The sequence below is a fragment of the Psychrobacter sp. YP14 genome, from assembly GCF_003209315.1.
GTDB lineage: Bacteria > Pseudomonadota > Gammaproteobacteria > Pseudomonadales > Moraxellaceae > Psychrobacter > Psychrobacter raelei.
The window spans coordinates 2,021,824-2,038,565 of record NZ_CP029789.1; the positions used below are offsets into that span (position 1 = coordinate 2,021,824).

The 16,742-nt window shown below is 46.2% G+C and carries 12 protein-coding genes; 5 read left to right on the forward strand and 7 right to left on the reverse strand.

Annotated features, from left to right (window positions below; translation table 11 throughout):
* The first annotated feature begins 235 nt into the window (after nucleotides 1-235).
* Nucleotides 236-2,800, forward strand: a complete 2,565-nt coding sequence (locus tag DLE54_RS08285; RefSeq protein WP_110816838.1) for a membrane-bound PQQ-dependent dehydrogenase, glucose/quinate/shikimate family — start codon at nucleotides 236-238, stop codon at nucleotides 2,798-2,800.
* A 309-nt stretch (nucleotides 2,801-3,109) separates the two neighbouring features.
* The gene (locus DLE54_RS08290) at nucleotides 3,110-4,111 is read left to right on the forward strand and encodes an LLM class flavin-dependent oxidoreductase (RefSeq protein WP_110816839.1); all 1,002 of its coding nucleotides are present in this window, start codon (nucleotides 3,110-3,112) and stop codon (nucleotides 4,109-4,111) included.
* A gap of 48 nt (nucleotides 4,112-4,159) precedes the next feature.
* Here DLE54_RS08290 and DLE54_RS08300 read toward each other — a convergent pair whose 3' ends face one another.
* From DLE54_RS08300 to mnmG, 5 genes are all read right to left on the reverse strand, one after another.
* Nucleotides 4,160-5,266, reverse strand: coding sequence for an RNA-guided endonuclease InsQ/TnpB family protein (locus tag DLE54_RS08300; RefSeq protein ID WP_110816840.1), 1,107 nt, complete (start codon nucleotides 5,264-5,266; stop codon nucleotides 4,160-4,162).
* Between the two features lie 176 nt (nucleotides 5,267-5,442).
* Nucleotides 5,443-5,790: a hypothetical protein gene (locus tag DLE54_RS08305; RefSeq protein ID WP_110816841.1), complete on the reverse strand. Its 348-nt coding sequence runs from the start codon at nucleotides 5,788-5,790 to the stop codon at nucleotides 5,443-5,445.
* A 148-nt stretch (nucleotides 5,791-5,938) separates the two neighbouring features.
* The gene (locus DLE54_RS08310; RefSeq protein ID WP_041773343.1) at nucleotides 5,939-6,286 is read right to left on the reverse strand and encodes a hypothetical protein; all 348 of its coding nucleotides are present in this window, start codon (nucleotides 6,284-6,286) and stop codon (nucleotides 5,939-5,941) included.
* Between the two features lie 133 nt (nucleotides 6,287-6,419).
* Entirely contained in the window at nucleotides 6,420-7,400 is a 981-nt protein-coding gene (locus tag DLE54_RS08315) for an AEC family transporter (protein WP_110816842.1), read from the reverse strand.
* Between the two features lie 150 nt (nucleotides 7,401-7,550).
* Nucleotides 7,551-9,479 carry a tRNA uridine-5-carboxymethylaminomethyl(34) synthesis enzyme MnmG gene (mnmG, locus tag DLE54_RS08320; RefSeq protein WP_011960998.1) on the reverse strand — a complete coding sequence of 643 codons (1,929 nt, stop codon included), beginning with the start codon at nucleotides 9,477-9,479 and terminating at the stop codon, nucleotides 7,551-7,553.
* Between the two features lie 497 nt (nucleotides 9,480-9,976).
* On the opposite strand from mnmG, the gene DLE54_RS08325 reads away from it, so the two are divergent.
* Both DLE54_RS08325 and DLE54_RS08330 read left to right on the forward strand, forming a co-directional pair.
* Nucleotides 9,977-11,569, forward strand: a complete 1,593-nt coding sequence (locus tag DLE54_RS08325; RefSeq protein WP_110816843.1) for a M16 family metallopeptidase — start codon at nucleotides 9,977-9,979, stop codon at nucleotides 11,567-11,569.
* A gap of 98 nt (nucleotides 11,570-11,667) precedes the next feature.
* A complete protein-coding gene (locus DLE54_RS08330; protein ID WP_110816844.1) occupies nucleotides 11,668-13,182 on the forward strand; it encodes a M16 family metallopeptidase in 1,515 nt (504 codons plus the stop codon).
* A gap of 136 nt (nucleotides 13,183-13,318) precedes the next feature.
* Here the strand turns inward: DLE54_RS08330 and DLE54_RS08335 are convergent, their stop codons facing one another.
* Both DLE54_RS08335 and DLE54_RS08340 read right to left on the reverse strand, forming a co-directional pair.
* On the reverse strand, nucleotides 13,319-13,876 hold the full coding sequence (locus DLE54_RS08335; protein ID WP_110816845.1) for a hypothetical protein: 558 nt from the start codon (nucleotides 13,874-13,876) through the stop codon (nucleotides 13,319-13,321).
* A gap of 356 nt (nucleotides 13,877-14,232) precedes the next feature.
* Nucleotides 14,233-15,057 (reverse strand): D-Ala-D-Ala carboxypeptidase family metallohydrolase, encoded by an 825-nt coding sequence (locus DLE54_RS08340; protein ID WP_110816846.1) that lies wholly within the window; start codon nucleotides 15,055-15,057, stop codon nucleotides 14,233-14,235.
* 411 nt (nucleotides 15,058-15,468) lie between these two features.
* Here DLE54_RS08340 and rodA point away from each other — a divergent pair, with 411 nt between their 5' ends.
* Nucleotides 15,469-16,611, forward strand: coding sequence for a rod shape-determining protein RodA (rodA, locus tag DLE54_RS08345; protein WP_011961003.1), 1,143 nt, complete (start codon nucleotides 15,469-15,471; stop codon nucleotides 16,609-16,611).
* The last annotated feature ends 131 nt before the right edge of the window (nucleotides 16,612-16,742 follow it).

Consider the following 16,742-nt stretch of genomic DNA (forward strand, 5'->3'; position numbering starts at 1 on the left):
GCTAATAGCCGCCGTGATAAACTAGCAACAGCTTTAAGCAAGCTATCTTTACATTAGATACTTTATTGTTAGATGCCTTCCCTCTATCTATGCTTTATAAGCAATTTAACTATGCTTTATAAGCAATTTAACTATGCTTTATAAGCAATTTAAGCCTTCAAGGACAGAAGGATCACTTAGGCGATAAGCCGACTTTGATTTTTGTTAATCATATTCACGCATAAGGTAACCTCTCATGCAAAAATTTCTGGCTATTTTGATGGCATTGTTTGCGCTGCCCTTGCTTATTGGCGGCGGCTACTTGCTATCCTTAGGAGGCAGCCCCTATTATGTGATCGCGGGCATAATGATGCTACTGACCGCATGGCTACTGCTAAAAAGACATTGGGGGGCTTATGCCCTCTATAGCCTGTTTATCATTGGCTCAGTTATTTGGGCGGTATGGGAAGCAGGCTTTTATTGGTGGGCGTTGGCCACGCGCCTAGGCTTCCCACTTATCTTCGGTCTACTCATGCTGCTGCCTTGGGTCGCTAAGAAGATGGGAGATCATAAATCCAAAATCTTGACTGCGCCTGCCGGCAACACCCTGCATACCCCCTCAAGCACGGGTGCCGCTCAAGTACAGCCGCCTGTATCCCAGCCGCTGACTTCTGCGCCAGCCGATACCCACAATACGGGTAACCCACTTTATTATTGGGGCTTATTGGCATCAGTAGTGGCCGGTGCTGCGGTATCTTTTGGTAGTATGGCCAACAATCCCACTGACAAATTGGGCCGCTTAGATCTAAATACCAGTACGTCAGACACTACAGCCAACTTAGGCGACGCCTTATCGAACGGTCAACAGACCCCTGAAGGAGATTGGAGTGCTTATGGCCGTACCGATTATGGTCAGCGCTATTCACCCCTGAGTCAAATTAATACCGAAAACGTCAAAAATCTAGAAGTGGCTTGGCAGATCCAAACCGGTGATGTCAAAGGCCCTAAAGATATCGGTGAAACCACATATCAAGCCACACCACTGAAGATTGGCAATGCGCTATATCTATGTACCCCTCACAACTGGGTAATGGCACTAGATGCGGATACGGGTGAGAGTCTATGGACCTTTGATCCTAAGGTGGGTGAAAACCAAAAGCGCCAGCACCAAACGTGTCGCGGCGTCTCTTTTTATGCAGGCTCACAATCGCCAGTGAATGCCATTCAAGCTTCAGCCGCCACCTCGGCTAACAATACGACACTTACAGCGCAAAAAATCGAGGGCAATACCTTTAATAATGCGCCTGTGCAGTGTGATGCTCGCATCTTTATTCCTACCTCAGATGCTAAGCTTTATGCACTAAATCCTGAGACCGGACAACGCTGTGCAGACTTTGGCGATAACGGCGCGCTTGATTTAATGCACAATATGCCATTTAAACAAGCCGGTTTTTATTACTCAACGTCACCACCTGTTGTGGCCGGTAACCTAGTTATCGTAGCCGGTGCAGTCAATGACAACTATGATATTAACTCACCTTCTGGTGTTATCCGTGCTTATGATGTGCGTACAGGTGAGCTTAAGTGGAACTGGGACTCTGGTAACCCACAACAAACTGCGCCGCTGGATGTCAACGATCCCAATCAAGTGTACAAGACCAGTTCACCCAACTCTTGGTCTATTGCCACAGCTGATGAAAAGTTAGGCTTGGCTTATTTCCCAATGGGTAACCGTACCCCTGATCAGTTAGGTGTTTATCGCACCCCTGAAGAAGAAAAGTATGCCACCTCTGTGGTTGCCTTAGATCTAAAAACCGGACAAGCACGCTGGGTACAGCAGTTCGTACACCATGACTTGTGGGATATGGACACCCCTGCTCAGCCGACATTATTGGACTTAAAAACCGATAAAGGCGTGCAGCCTGCGCTTGTGGTTCCGACTAAGCAAGGTGATGTTTATGTGTTAAACCGTGCTACGGGTGAGCCTATCTTACCGATTAAAGAGCGCCCTGCACCGCAAGGTGACTTGATAGCAGGGGAACATGCTGCTCCCACTCAGCCTTACTCAGCACTAAGCTTTGAGCCAAAACGCTTAACTGAAAAAGACATGTGGGGCGCAAGCTTAATCGACCAAATGATGTGTCGTATTGAGTTTAATAAGCTGAACTATGAGGGCCGCTACACGCCACCTTCGCTCAATGGGACGTTGGTATATCCAGGTAACTTTGGTACCTTTAACTGGGGCAGCTTGGCGGTTGATCCAGAAAGTGGTGTCATGTTTGGTATGCCCACTTATTTGGCCTTCACCTCCAAGCTTATTCCTAAACACAGCTTAGGTGACGTGGAGACCAACAAAGGTGAGCAAGGGGTTAACGCCAACGAAGGCGCCGATTATGCCGTAGAGATGGGGCCTTTCTTATCGCCACTTGGCGTGCCTTGCCAGCAGCCACCTTGGGGCACGATTGCTGCCGCCAACTTAAGCACAGGCGACATTGCTTATCAGCGCAAAAACGGTACCGTACAAGACCTATCGCCTTTACCATTGAAGTTTGAGCTGGGTGTACCGGGTATTGGTGGTCCTATCATCACTAAAGGCGGCGTGGCCTTCTTATCAGCTGCAACTGAAAACAACTTCAGAGCTTATGACTTAGCAACCGGTGATGTGCTTTGGAACCAGCGTATACCGGCAGGTGGCCAAGCCACACCTATGACTTACTTAAACTCAAAAGGTGAGCAGATGGTGGTATTGGTAGCCGGTGGTCACGGCTCAGTCGGAACCAAAATTGGTGATTATGTGATTGCATATAAACTGGCCAAATAAACCTGCTCAATCAACATATTTACTTGGTTAATGTTACTTGGTTAATAACGATATAAAAATAAGGTGCCTTAGGGTGCCTTATTTTTTTGGATCGTACTGTTACAATACCCCAAGATGAAGCCTAGATTAATGATGGCACTGATGTGTTAAGTAGCCTTGTTATTAGTTTATTAATATTCAACCGGTCTACTTGAAACTTAAGCAGCCAAGGCTCATATCAACCATTAGCACACCATCAAAAAATTTATTAATAAGCAATAAATAAACCCTTCTGCTTAAGGCTTTATTGACTCTGCTAATGGATGACTTATGAGCGCAACTCCTTTATCTTTTTTAGACTTAGCCCCTATCCCTGAGGGTCAAACCACTGCTCAGGGCGTGGCTTATACCGTGGATATGGCACAAAAGGCAGAGGCCATTGGCCTAAACCGCTTTTGGATGGCAGAACATCACAATATGCCTGGTATCGCCAGTGCCGCAACGTCAGTACTGCTCTCGCATATTGGTGCTAAAACCAACAAAATCCGTATCGGCTCAGGTGGTGTCATGCTGCCAAACCACGCGCCGTTGGTAATAGCTGAGCAGTTCGGTACACTGCATGCTTTATATGGGGATCGTATTGACTTGGGATTGGGCCGCGCGCCTGGCACAGATGGGGCAACCTTTCGAGCACTGCGCCGTCAGATGCACGATGCCGATCGCTTTCCACAAGATGTGCAGGAGCTGATGTTCTTTTTGGGTAGCGACTCAGACAACAGTCCGGTTCAGTCCTTCCCAGGTGCTCATAGCAAGGTGCCAGTTTGGATTTTAGGCTCCTCACTGTTTGGTGCCACCTTAGCGGCTAAGCTTGGCTTGCCTTATTCATTTGCCTCACATTTTGCGCCGCGTATGATGACGCAGGCCATTACCACGTATCGCGAAAACTTTGAACCCTCACAGTATTTGGATAAGCCGTATGTGATGCTTGCGGCTAATATGCTACTTGCAGATGATGATGCCACGGCTCGCTATCATTTTACCTCTGCACAGCAAAGCTTTGTGCGCTTACGCCGTGGTGGCCGTGGTCAAGTACCCGCGCCCGTAGAGTCGATGGACAGTATCTGGAGCGCCCCTGAAAAAGCCATGGTCGATGATGCCTTAGCGGTATCTTTTATTGGCAGTGTTGGACGCGTGCGTCCTCTATTACAGCATTTCTTGGAGGAGCATAAGCCTGATGAGCTGATGGTCACTGCTAATATTTATGATCAGCAGGCGCGCCTGCACTCTTTGGAGTTGGTACCTGAGCTTGAGATTTTCGATTTAAATCCCTAAGCGTAAGTCATCAAGCATAATAGGCAAAGAATTGACTTCCTCCCCTCGCTAAACCGAGGGGATTCCTACAGCTAGACGGTCAAGCCCGACCGCAAGGATGTTCTTAGCAGCATTGATATCTCTATCATGCCATGTGCCACACTCAGCACACCTCCATCCTCTTATTCCAAGACCTGCTCTACCTTTTGGACTACTACCACTTATTTTAAGGCAGCACGAGCAGGTCTGGGTAGTGTAACTCTCATTTACCATCTCAAACTGACAACCTGCATGCTTGCATTTGTATTCCAGTTGTCTTTTGAGTTCAAACCATCCTGCATCGTATGTCGATTTAGCTAGGTTGGTCATCGAATTGGTAAATGAGCGGGATTTAACATCACCAACCACAATTAAGGCATTATCCTTAACTAATTGGGTGGTGAATTTGTGTATTGCATCTAATCTTGTGTTTTTGATTTTGGCGTGGATTGCTTTCACCCGCTTTTTATTATTTGCACGCTGGGCGACTGCTAATTTATTCGCCCATTTTTGAGTCTGCTTAATCTGTAGTTTATCGCCCGTTGATGTGGTAGCAGACTGCTTTAAGCCTAAGTCAATACCAACGCTGCCTTTACCACTTGCTTGTCTAGGAAAATCTTTGACGGTAATACAAGCATACCAGCGATTACGGCTGTCTTGCACTATCTCAAGCGTATTGATTTGATACAGGCTTAGGTTGTAGCTATCAAATATATCAATGATGAGCTTTTGACCTTTAGATAACGATAATTGAATGGTTGACTTCAGTGCTTTTTTACCGCTTTGCCTCGTATTTAGGTACTTGATGGCTGATTGTTTAAAGGGTATCCAGCCTAGGCTTTTGCGTTTGGCATCGGGTCGGTTGGTTCGCCAATTAAGTTTGGCTTTTTTAAACTGCTTACGAGATTTGGCATGAGTTTCGTTGATGGCTTGCAAAGTTTGGCTGTGCAAGCCTAAATACTCACCACTGCCTTTGGTGTATTGGCTTAAATCATAGGCCGAAAAGTACTTACCTGTGCGTCTTAAATGCTCAAAGCTTAACGCATTAACATAGTTCCACGCATAGTTAACACTCCCAGCTAGTTTGTTTAGCTGGTTTGCATGTTTGTCTTTGATGCGTAGCTTGAGGGTTTTCATAGGGTTAGTATGGCGAGGTTAATTTTAACTTGCAATACTTTAAGTACTGATCACGACAGTGTGTGTCGCCTTATATCCACCCCCTGAAGTGGGTGGTTTTACGGCGACCGGTGATAAAAAAGCCGATATCTACAGATATCGGCTTTTTTAATAGGTAAGGCTTAAGACTGCACATGTTAATAAACACAAAACTCTACCGTATGAAAGCCTGAGCCTACTACTCTGATGGTATGTTCACCCTTATTGTGAGTGACATAGCGATAATCATACTCGCCTTGATCAGGCAAAATTTTGCCTTTACTGTCTCTAACTGAGCGAACATCAGCGTCAGTATTAATCACCAACTCTTGATTGGCGCCCAAAAAGATCTTAAATAAACGCGTATTTTGTAAGCTACCGGTATAACTGCCACAATAGCTGCCTTTGGCAAAAGTCACCTGAGTAGTGGGCAATGCTTGCGCGGCCACAGACAGTGACACCGCCAAAGCTAATACGCTGCCTTTGATAAACCATTTTGATTTCATAGTGCCATACTCCCTGTCGCCCACTATAGTTTGATAAAATGCTGTGAAACTTTTTAAACAGTTAATTTCAGTCCTTTATATTAATTAATATAGCACTCAAGTTAGGGGCACACAATGGTTAACTGTCTTTTTTCAAAGGCGCTGTACTTTATTGCAACACACAAAATTCTACTTGGCTTTCAACGCGGCCAACCAGCTTAATAGTATGTGTACCAGAGCTCTTAGCAACGTAACGATAATTGGCACCGCCTTCATCATTAAGCAGCCGCCCTTTGCTATCGGTCACACTTTGTACATGACCATCGGTCTTCACAACTAGCGTCTGGTTAGCCGTCATTTCAACACTAAACATTCGGCCTGTGGTTAAATCACCTTGATACTGTCCACAATCACTGCCTTTGGCAAAAATCACTTCACTGGTGGGCAACGCTTGAGCAGGCAGTGCCATTAACATAGCACTCACCCAGCACACTTGAGTGCTGATTTTTTTGATCATAATCACAAATTCACTGTATACGGATTAAAACAATTGACGCGTAGGCCACAGGCGCAAAACTGTAACATTATCAATGCACAATGACAAGGTTGGCTAGCCGTTAGCTGTTATTAATGGCATCCGTCTTTTAGCCTTACATCCACCCAAGCCCACGTAAAATGGCCGCCCCTATTGCCATCCCAAACAAGGAGAAGACAGTGGTAAAAGCTAGGATATTGGCAGCAAGCACTTCATTGCCTCCCATAGCCTTGGCCATGACATAGCTGGCTGCGGCTGTCGGTGATGCAACCATCAAAAATAAAACACCTAAGTGCACCCCAGTAAGCCCAAACGCAAGTCCTACCAATACCGCTAAGACAGGTGCGATAACAATACGGCCCACACTGGCCTGCATAGATAGCCCAGATAAGGCAAGCATAGAGCGCATATCAATAGTGGCACCAGCACAAATCAGTGCCAAAGGCAGAGATAATGCAGCCAGAAGTGAGCCGGTCTGAGTCACCACATTGGGTAGTTGAGGAAGGTTTAAAGAGGCAGCCAAAGCTTTGTAAGCAAAGGCGGCCAATAAGGAGAGAATTAATGGATTGGTAACTATTTTTTTACCCAGCATAAGGGCGTAGCCACGCTGACGGGCTTGCGGCTTTGATTCGCCTGTTGGGGTACGGGTTAAAGTAATCACTGCAAGCACGTTAAATACCAGAGTAATCACCCCCATATAAACAGCACCGATACTCAGCCCCTCATTGCCATAAGCGTTGGCCACTGTGGCCAAGCCAATAATGGCCATGTTACTGCGAAAGACGCCTTGGACGAATACACCTTTATCTTCATTACGCTCAATAAAGTACTTAGCATAAATTTCTGAGCCAAAAAATAACACTAACGTCACCAGCAGACCTGCCGCAATTAGGTTTAACTGCTCAGCAAAGTCCACCTTACTTTTTATGACGCTAAAAAACAGCAAACAAGGCAAAGCATAGTTAAATACCAGCTTTGAGGCTTGATCAATAAAGGCTTTACTAATTTGACCTTGTTTATACATAAAAAAGCCCAACCCCATCAGTATCAGGTTGGGCAGTACAATATTTAAAGCAAAGACAATGGCGTCAATCATGGCTCTCTCAAAGCTTGGTTATAGCTAGCGGTTGAGTTCATCATAATTGCCGCACAATTTTTTGTCTAGCACTTAGCACTAAGTGAGCCTAGGCGCTAAGTGAGCCTCGGCGCTAACTAAACCTCGCCATTGCTCAGTGCGACTAGGCTACTAGATATCTAACGCCGCTTTGGCTTTTTTCTGTTTTTTCAACGTCATACCCAAAAGCTGAATGGCAGCTGGGGTAACCCCGCTGATGCGGCTGGCCTGAGCCAAAGTTGCCGGACGAATATCATTGAGCTTTTGTACAATCTCATTGGACAGACCTGATACCGCTTTATAATCAAAATCAGCAGGCAGCTGCGTATTCTCTAAGCGCTTCATCTGATCAATGTCTTCTTGCTGACGATCGATATAGCCTGCATATTTGACTGAGATTTCAATCTGTTCACCCACATCAGCCGCCACTTGTGCACCCGTGACCGCAGCGATGTCGTTAAAGCCCACATTGGGACGCTTTAATAAGTCATAAGCGGTGGCCTCTTTTGACAACACTTCACCGGTTTGCTCAGTGAATTTTTTGCCAAGCTCGTTGTGCGGTGTGGCCCACAAGTCTTTTAGACGCGCAGATTCAGTGGCCATCGATTCCATTTTTTGCTGATAAGCCTGCCAGCGGGTGTCATCCACTAAGCCAAGCTTGCGACCAATCTCAGTCAAACGCTGATCGGCATTGTCTTCACGCAGCAATAGACGGTATTCGGCGCGGCTGGTGAACATACGATACGGCTCTTTTGTCCCGTGGGTAATTAAGTCATCGACCAACACGCCCAGATACGCTTGGTCACGGCGTGGTGTCCAGCTGTCCATTACTGGATTGTCTTGGGTAGATAAGGCGGCGTTGACCCCGGCCAATAACCCCTGCACGCCAGCTTCTTCATAGCCTGTGGTACCATTAATTTGACCGGCAAAGTATAAGCTATCAATAGACTTGGTTTCTAACGTGGGCTTAAGATTTTGCGGATTAAAGTAATCATACTCGATGGCATAGCCTGGGCGAGTAATATGTGCATTCTCTAGACCGGCCATGGTACGAATAAACTCAAGCTGCACGTCAAAGGGCAGACTGGTTGAGATACCATTTGGGTATAGCTCATGGGTGGTCAAGCCTTCTGGCTCAATAAAAATCTGATGGCTATTTTTGTCCGCAAAACGGTGGATTTTATCCTCAATGGAGGGACAATAGCGCGGACCTACCCCTTCAATAGTACCTGAAAACAGGGGTGATCGGTCTAGATGCTTACGAATAATGTCGTGCGTCTTTTCATTGGTATGGGTGATAAAGCAGTTCACCTGCTCAGGATGCATATCCACATTACCCATAAAGCTCATGACAGGTAGCGGCGTATCCCCTGGCTGCGTCTGCATCACACTGAAGTCTACCGTGCGTGCATCGATACGCGCAGGTGTCCCTGTCTTTAATCGCCCCACAGGCAGCTTTAATTCACGCAAACGCTCAGCCAATTTGATTGAGGGCTGGTCGCCGGCACGTCCGCCTTTAGAGTTATCTAAGCCAATGTGGATCACACCGCCTAAGAAAGTGCCTGACGTCAGCACCACTGTCTTGGTTCGAAAGATAATACCCGTCGCCGTTACTACCGCACAGGCTTTGCCATTTTCGACCAAAATATCATCAGCGCCTTGCTGAAATAAATCTAAGTTAGGCTGATTTTCTAGCGTATGGCGAATGGCGGCTTTGTACAAAATACGATCGGCTTGAGCTCGGGTGGCACGCACTGCAGCCCCTTTACGGCTGTTTAATACCCGAAACTGGATACCTGCCTTATCAGTGGCCAAAGCCATAGCGCCGCCTAACGCATCAATCTCACGTACCAAGTGCGATTTGCCAATACCCCCAATGGCTGGGTTACAGCTCATCTGTCCTAATGTCTCAATATTATGGGTCAGCAATAGCGTTTGTGCGCCCATACGCGCAGCCGCCAATGCTGCTTCGGTACCGGCATGTCCCCCACCAATGACAACAACGTCATAGGCCTTAGGATAAGTGATACCAGCGGTATTCGATGTGGAAGTAGATGACATAAACGCCTCGCCTGCTGTTTAACCAGCACATTACTAAAAGGGAGGGTCTTTTTGATTCGCTATAACACTGCCCTTATCAAAAGACCCACTAATCGGGAAAGACACTCGGGTGGCAGTCGCCACAAAAGCTCAAGCTTACTAAAAATAGGGTAACGGATAATTATAGCAAAATTCAGCCACCAGCTGTAGTGAAACTAAAGCCACTATACAATTAGGGTTATTACGGTATGGGTTATTACTATTGATACTGTATTGATATAGGCGTCAGCAGAACATCCATCTGCTAAAACCGCGCAAAATACCATCATCGCGTGCCAACAATAAAGATTGGGTAATAAAAGTTCACATTATAAGCATATGACAACGGTGCCAATAACGCTACCCTATGCTATCTATAGCTATAATAATTAAAATCAACCCCATACTAATGATTTTATTGCTCTATTGAACAGCCTATAGGTTATAACACCTTTTTAAACCGATAACTTGAGGACTGCATGAAAACTGATTTTTTAACCCATTGCCCAGCAACCGGCCATCACACTTCATCAAATTCACACCCAACCCTTGCCTCATCACCCCAAGCCTCACCTCATGCGGGTATCAAGCGCCTCAAGCTGAGCGTATTGGCGGCAATGACCATCACAGCGCTGGCCGCTTGCAGTAGCTTACCGGCAGCCCAAAGTGACACAGATAACAAGGCTGCCCGTCCCGCTGTATCCTCAGCGGACACACACTTTGCTGATGATGATAGCCGTCATGAATATCAACTAGATAATGGGTTAAAAGTCATCATTAAAGAGGACCACAGAGCGCCGGTTGCCATGACTCAAATTTGGTATGGTGTGGGGTCAACCGATGAGCCTAAGGACAAAGGCGGTATCTCACATCTGCTTGAACACATGATGTTTAAAGGTACCAAAAAAGTCTCAGGTGCCGACTTTGATCGCTTAATTGCCAAGTTTGGTGGCGATCATAATGCCTTTACCAGCTATGACTACACCGGCTACTATGAGATGTTTCCAGTAAATCGCCTTGATTTGGCATTAGAGCTTGAGTCTGATCGCATGGTGAATCTGCGCTTTGACAGTGATGAATTTGTCCAAGAATTTGCCCAAGAGCGCAACGTGGTGATGGAGGAGCGCCGCCAACGTACCGATGACAATCCTTTGGCGCGCGCCTTTGAAAAGTTTCGCAAAATGGCCCTGCCTGATAGCCCCAAAGGCGAGTCCGTCATTGGCCCGATGGATGAGATTGCCAATACCGATATCAAAGACTTACAACAGTGGTATGACACCTGGTATGCCCCAAACAACGCCACCTTGGTTATCGTGGGTGATGTCAATCCTAAAGAGACCCTAAAAAAAGTTGAGCATTATTTTGGGTCGATCAAGCACAAACCCATTCCTCAGCGTCCCTCAGTACAGCAGCAAGCTTTTCGCGGATATCAGCAGCAGACTGTAAAAGAAACGGTCAATGTTCCCACCTTAATTATGGCATTTAATGTGCCCACTCTGCCCAGCGCCATAACCGCTAACAGCTCTGATAAAGAGGTCTATGAGCTGTTAATGCTGCAATATATTATGGATGGCGGCTATGCTGCACGCTTCGAAAAAAACTTAGTGCGCAAGCAAGGTTTACTGGCTTCAGTGGTGGCTTATTATGATGCTTATGAACGGGGTGATGGGCTGTTTATGGTGCAAGCCACTCCTCGTGAGGGAGTAAGCTTGGCTCAAGCACAAAAAGCAATTACAGATGAGATGGATACATTAAAAACCCAGACCATCAGCAAGCAAGAGCTTGAGCGGGCACGCAACAACGCAATAAATGGCTTTGTGTTCTCGCAAGACAGTATGGCCGGTCAAGCCAATATGATAGGCAGCTTACAAGTACGCGGTTTGGATGATCGTTTGGTCACCACTTTACCTGATAAGTTGGCCAAAGTAACCAGCGCAGATGTCAATGCAGCTGCAAGCAAATATTTAGTTAATAATAACTTAAATGTGATGTATGTAGAGCCTGGTGAGACACGTAGCGGCCTGCCTGCCTCTAATTCTATGCCAGCTCAGCCCATGCCAGCTAAACCATAAAACCGCTAATTATGCGCCAATAAATGCCAGACCAATTGCCATTGACCACCAATAAAACACCCTTTTTAAAAATATAAAACCTAATTACGGATTTTGTTATGAAAGCACATGTGCCGCCTTTTTTATCTGTTAAACCGGCTTTACTTACCACCGCCTTGTTGGCCACATTCACCATGGGCGCCGCTTCTGCTCAAGCTGCCACAGAGATGCCCAGCGGTGAGCATGCCAGCGCTGATGTGGACATCACGCAGCCAATCAAAGCCATCGATAAGCTTGAGAGCTTAAAAAACGAGCAAAAGCTTAGCCTATCCATTCCCAAGTTTCAGCACTTCACCACCAGTAACGGTGTCCCTGTGATATTCGTCCAGACCAAGCAGCTGCCCATTGTCGATGTGGATTTGCGCTTTAACGCAGGCAGTGCCCGTGATGAGAGTATTCGCAAACAAGGCTTTGGGCTGGCCAGCATGGTCGCCGACTTACTCACCAAAGGCACCAGAGACCTTGATGAGACGGCATTCGCTGAAGCAACTGAGCAGCTTGGGATTGAGCTATCCAGCGCCGCTTACAAAGACCAATTTGTGGTAAATTTGCGCAGCTTATCTGACGCTGAGCATCTAGACCCTGCCTTGTCCTTGATGAGCAGTATCATCACCCAGCCGCGCTTTGATGCGCAAGTGCTCGAGCGCAGTAAGGCCCAGCAAGTACTGGCGCTCAAACAAATGATGCAAAACCCCTCCTATTTAGTCAGTACCACCTTTAGCCAGACCCTGTACGGCTCGCATCCTTATGCCCATTCCCCTTATGGCACGCAGCAAAGTATTCCTGCTTTGACTCGTAATGATTTACAGAAGTTTCATGACACCTACTTTGTGGCGCAAAACGCCACTTTAAGTCTTACTGGAGATCTAAGCTTATCGCAGGCAAAACAGGCAGCAGAAGCCATTACCCAAGCACTGCCTCAAGGTAAGCCGGCGCCCAAATTACCCAATCCTACCCCCATTAAACAAAGCAAGTGGGTGCATGTCGATTATGACAGCGACCAAACCTCAGTGATGATCGGTCAACAAGGCTATCGCATAGACCCTAGTGCCAAGGGCATACAGCGTGGCACTGACTTTAGTATAGGTAATGAAGTGCTCGCCGGTAGTGGCTTTAGCTCACGCCTCATGGGTAAAGTGCGCAAGGAGCTTGGTTATACCTATGGTATTTATGGCAGTATGACCCCGATGCAAGCACCAGGCCCTTATACCATCCGTTTCTCAACCCGTAATGAAAAAGCCGATGAGGCCATCGCCGCCACATTACAGACGGTCAATGACACCTTAAAACAAGGCATCACCGCTCAAGAATTTAAACTGACCCAAGAGAGTCTGATTAACAGCTATCCGATGGGCTTTGCCAGTAATGCCGGTATCAACGGTATGCTGGGTGTGCTTAATTTTAATAAGCTGCCTGACTCGTATATTACTGACTACATCAATAGAGTCGAAGGTGCACGTATCGACCAGGTCAATACTGCCCTACGTGACACCCTGACCCCAGATAAATTTATCATCGTCACTGTGGGCAAGCCCGACATTGCAAAAAACTCACAACTACAAAAGCTTAAGTAAAGTACTGCCTTTTATTGGCGCTCTTTATATGTCTAAGCGCAAAAAAAAGACACCCGCTTTACGTGGGTGTCTTTTTTTGTGGGGAGGCTGCTTAAATTGTTAGGTTCAGACGGTCAATCCAGTAAAGGGTTTATGGCTACTGAAGATTAATAGTCACCTCACCTTGCTGCTGATCTAACGGATAAGCCATGCCTGCAAACTTCAATCGAACCACATATTTGTCAGCTTGTTCCACAAGCACCGCACCATTATCGAAATCATGCTGCATAGGAGAAATCAAATAGGCTTTGATGCTTCTAGGCTCAGTATGTACGGAGAGAGTTTGACCTTTATCAGGATATAAATAGTAGTCACAAGAGTTGCTGGCTGATGCGTTGAAATCTCGCTCAATCTGGACCGCATCAAGTTCAGATTCGACAAGCTTTGGGCAGAGATCTTTGTCTCCTTGACCATACTTAGTAGAAAGCTTGGTTCTATCAGCACCAATAGGCTCAGGCAGATTGTGCAGCGAGAAGCTGTCTTGATGAGATAGATTTGCCTCGTCACCGATCAATTCAATTTTTTGACTAAATTCTGGCAAACCAATAGGAGTGATAGCAGGCAAGCCGGTATCCGTAATGTCTCGCCACTCTTCGGCCTTGGTCTGACTAAACAAAGTATCTGTCGGTTTGCAAGCAACGATAGGCGTTGCCATTATAAAACAGCTTAACACTGCCAGATACGATGATGATGTTATTTTCAATGCTTATGCCTCAAATGGTGTCTACCCTCTATACCGCTCATGAATAATTATTACTTTCGTTCACCCAGCGCTAAGCGCTGTTAATTATGCAAAAAGCATGAACCTAAAGTTCATCCGGCAAACCGAGGCTAATTATCATACACAAAGAAGTGTGGCGTAGAGAGTATTCAAGAAATTGATAGAGGATAATATTAAGCCCTGGTACAAGTGTTAACTCATTTGTTAAGATAGGGCTTAAGACCAGGACCGTACATATTATACACCATTTTTACATAAGTAATAAGAATATTATCAATATTTCGGTTGACTTAATTTATATAGCGGCAATAAGAGTTAGGGTCTGAGTACTGAGCACCCCAGGTACGATAGCCTTGGGTATCTAGATGTATGGCGCCTGTGGAATATAACCCCAAACCAAAGTTATAGGCCTCACCTTGACTTGACCAAAACTGACACAGTTTATCTTGCATACCGCTCTTATACCAAGGCTGCGACTCATACTCAGGCACCCAGATATCAATGGCGCCATTGGTCATGTGTTTACTGGCCCCTGCTCCGCCAGCACAAGCATTTAACCCAGGTGAACGATAAGTGGAGCGAATCTCAGCGGTGGCTGGAATGACCCCTTGTTTTTTGAGCTGATCATATAGCCGTAGGGTCGGTATCATATTCGACCACAGCTCACGCGGCGGTAACTGATACTGCTCATATCCACATTTTTCCCAGCTGCGCGCTGTGGTCAATAACTGATCAAGCGGTGGCACACTATTGCTACCCACATAACCGGCTAAGTATCGCTGGTATTGCCCCACATCACCTGCCCGATAATAGGCGCTATTTAACCACTGGGTGAAGCTGTAATTTTGTTCACCAAATCCAGTATTATAATTAGGCTGACTGGGATAATGATTGGTATTGGCTGGACGAATGGTGGTGCTTTGCTCAATAGTCAGCTCTTTAGTGCGAATAAGATTGCCTAGCGCATCGGTTTGGGTATTACCAGCACTCACGGGCCTGATTTTTCTTTGCTCATTAATGCTTGCGCCTGAGGTCTCAGCCATACTCGTACAGCTGGTGGCTAATAAGAGGGCGGCAGCGGTTACACCTAGCGGGAATTTTATGGGGCTGTTCATAGTGGTGCGGTATCCAGTAAAGGTTGTATCAAACTTAAGATAAATTAATCAAGGTTTTAATTGATAGCACGTTGCAATTTATAGCAGGTTAATCGATCTGTCGTTACTTAATTGTTATGTCAGATTAGCGCGCATGGGCAGCTGTGCTTATAAGAAGCAGGTTTGCTCATCATACAAAAAATTAGAGATAAAGTTGGTACATTGATACTATCAAATTTGCCATAGTCACGCTAAACTATAGCGTCCCACTTCTTACCAAACTATTGCTCGTGTTTAGATTATTTGCTATTGAGCTGTCAGGTTTGTCAAAAACGCAGCAACACTAGATAATTGATGGCTTAATTGAGTGGTTCAACTCAATATCGCTACGATGCACGCCCCCTTTACTAACTTCAGTAAAAAAACCGCCCTATGTCAAAGAACCAACAATATCGATTTTCTCGGCAAACACATCATTTTGGCCGAGATGACAACATTAGTATCTGGCAACGCATACACATTGACCCTTGGTTGATGTTGCTGCTTTTGACCGTCTGTTTTATTGGTCTGGCCATTTTATACAGTGCTTCAACCCAAGATGTGGCGATGGTAACCCGTCAGATGGTCAGCTATCTAATCGCTTTTTCGGTGATGATAGGTATGGCGCAGATACCGCCTGGGATGTATCGTGATTTCACGCCGTTTTTTTATGTGATAGGCCTGTTCTCTTTGATATTGGTCGACCTCATCGGCGAGGTGCGTATGGGTGCTCAGCGCTGGATTGCCATTCCTGGTTTCGGTAGCGTGCAGCCTTCAGAGTTTATGAAGCTTGGCTTACCTATGATGTGTGCTTGGTATCTGTCACGCCGCGATTTGCCGCCCAACTTGATAACAGTGGCCTCGACATTGGCCATTATTGTTGTGCCAGTATTACTCATTGCTAAAGAGCCAGATTTGGGCACCTCGCTATTGGTTGCCGCCAGTGGCTTTTTTGTGCTGTTTTTAGCCGGTCTACCTTGGTGGATGATTGGCTCAGCCATTGGTTTGATGATTCCGCTGGTCTGGGCCGGTTGGATGTTCTTTATGCACGACTATCAAAAACAGCGGGTATTGACCCTGTTAAACCCCGAGGCGGATATGCTGGGTGCGGGATGGAACATCACTCAGTCTAAGACAGCCATCGGTGCTGGCGGGCTGACAGGTAAAGGCTATCTAGAGGGGACTCAATCACATCTGCACTTCTTGCCGGAAGGACACACTGATTTTATTATTGCTGCTTTCTCAGAAGAGTTTGGGCTGCTTGGCGTCAGCGTGCTGATGTTTTTATATGCCTGTATTTTGGTGCGCTCACTGTTTATCGCCTCTGTGCATGTCGATACTTACGGCAGACTGCTTGCCGGCGCCATTGGTATGTCATTTTTTGTGTATGTGTTCGTCAATATTGGTATGGTGGGCGGTATCTTGCCAATCGTTGGGGTACCGCTGCCGCTGATCAGTTACGGCGGCACGGCCATTATTACCTTGATGGCAGGTTTCGGTCTGTTAATGTCGGTATATACCCACAATACCAAGTAATTAAAATGGCTTATTTTTGGGCGCTGATGCAAAGGTCTATAACGACACTAGCTGTCGTATAAAACTGCGTTTTGGCTGATAATCCCTTAAGTCTCTGGTTAAGTTTGTTATCATAAAGGGGCGGTATTCTT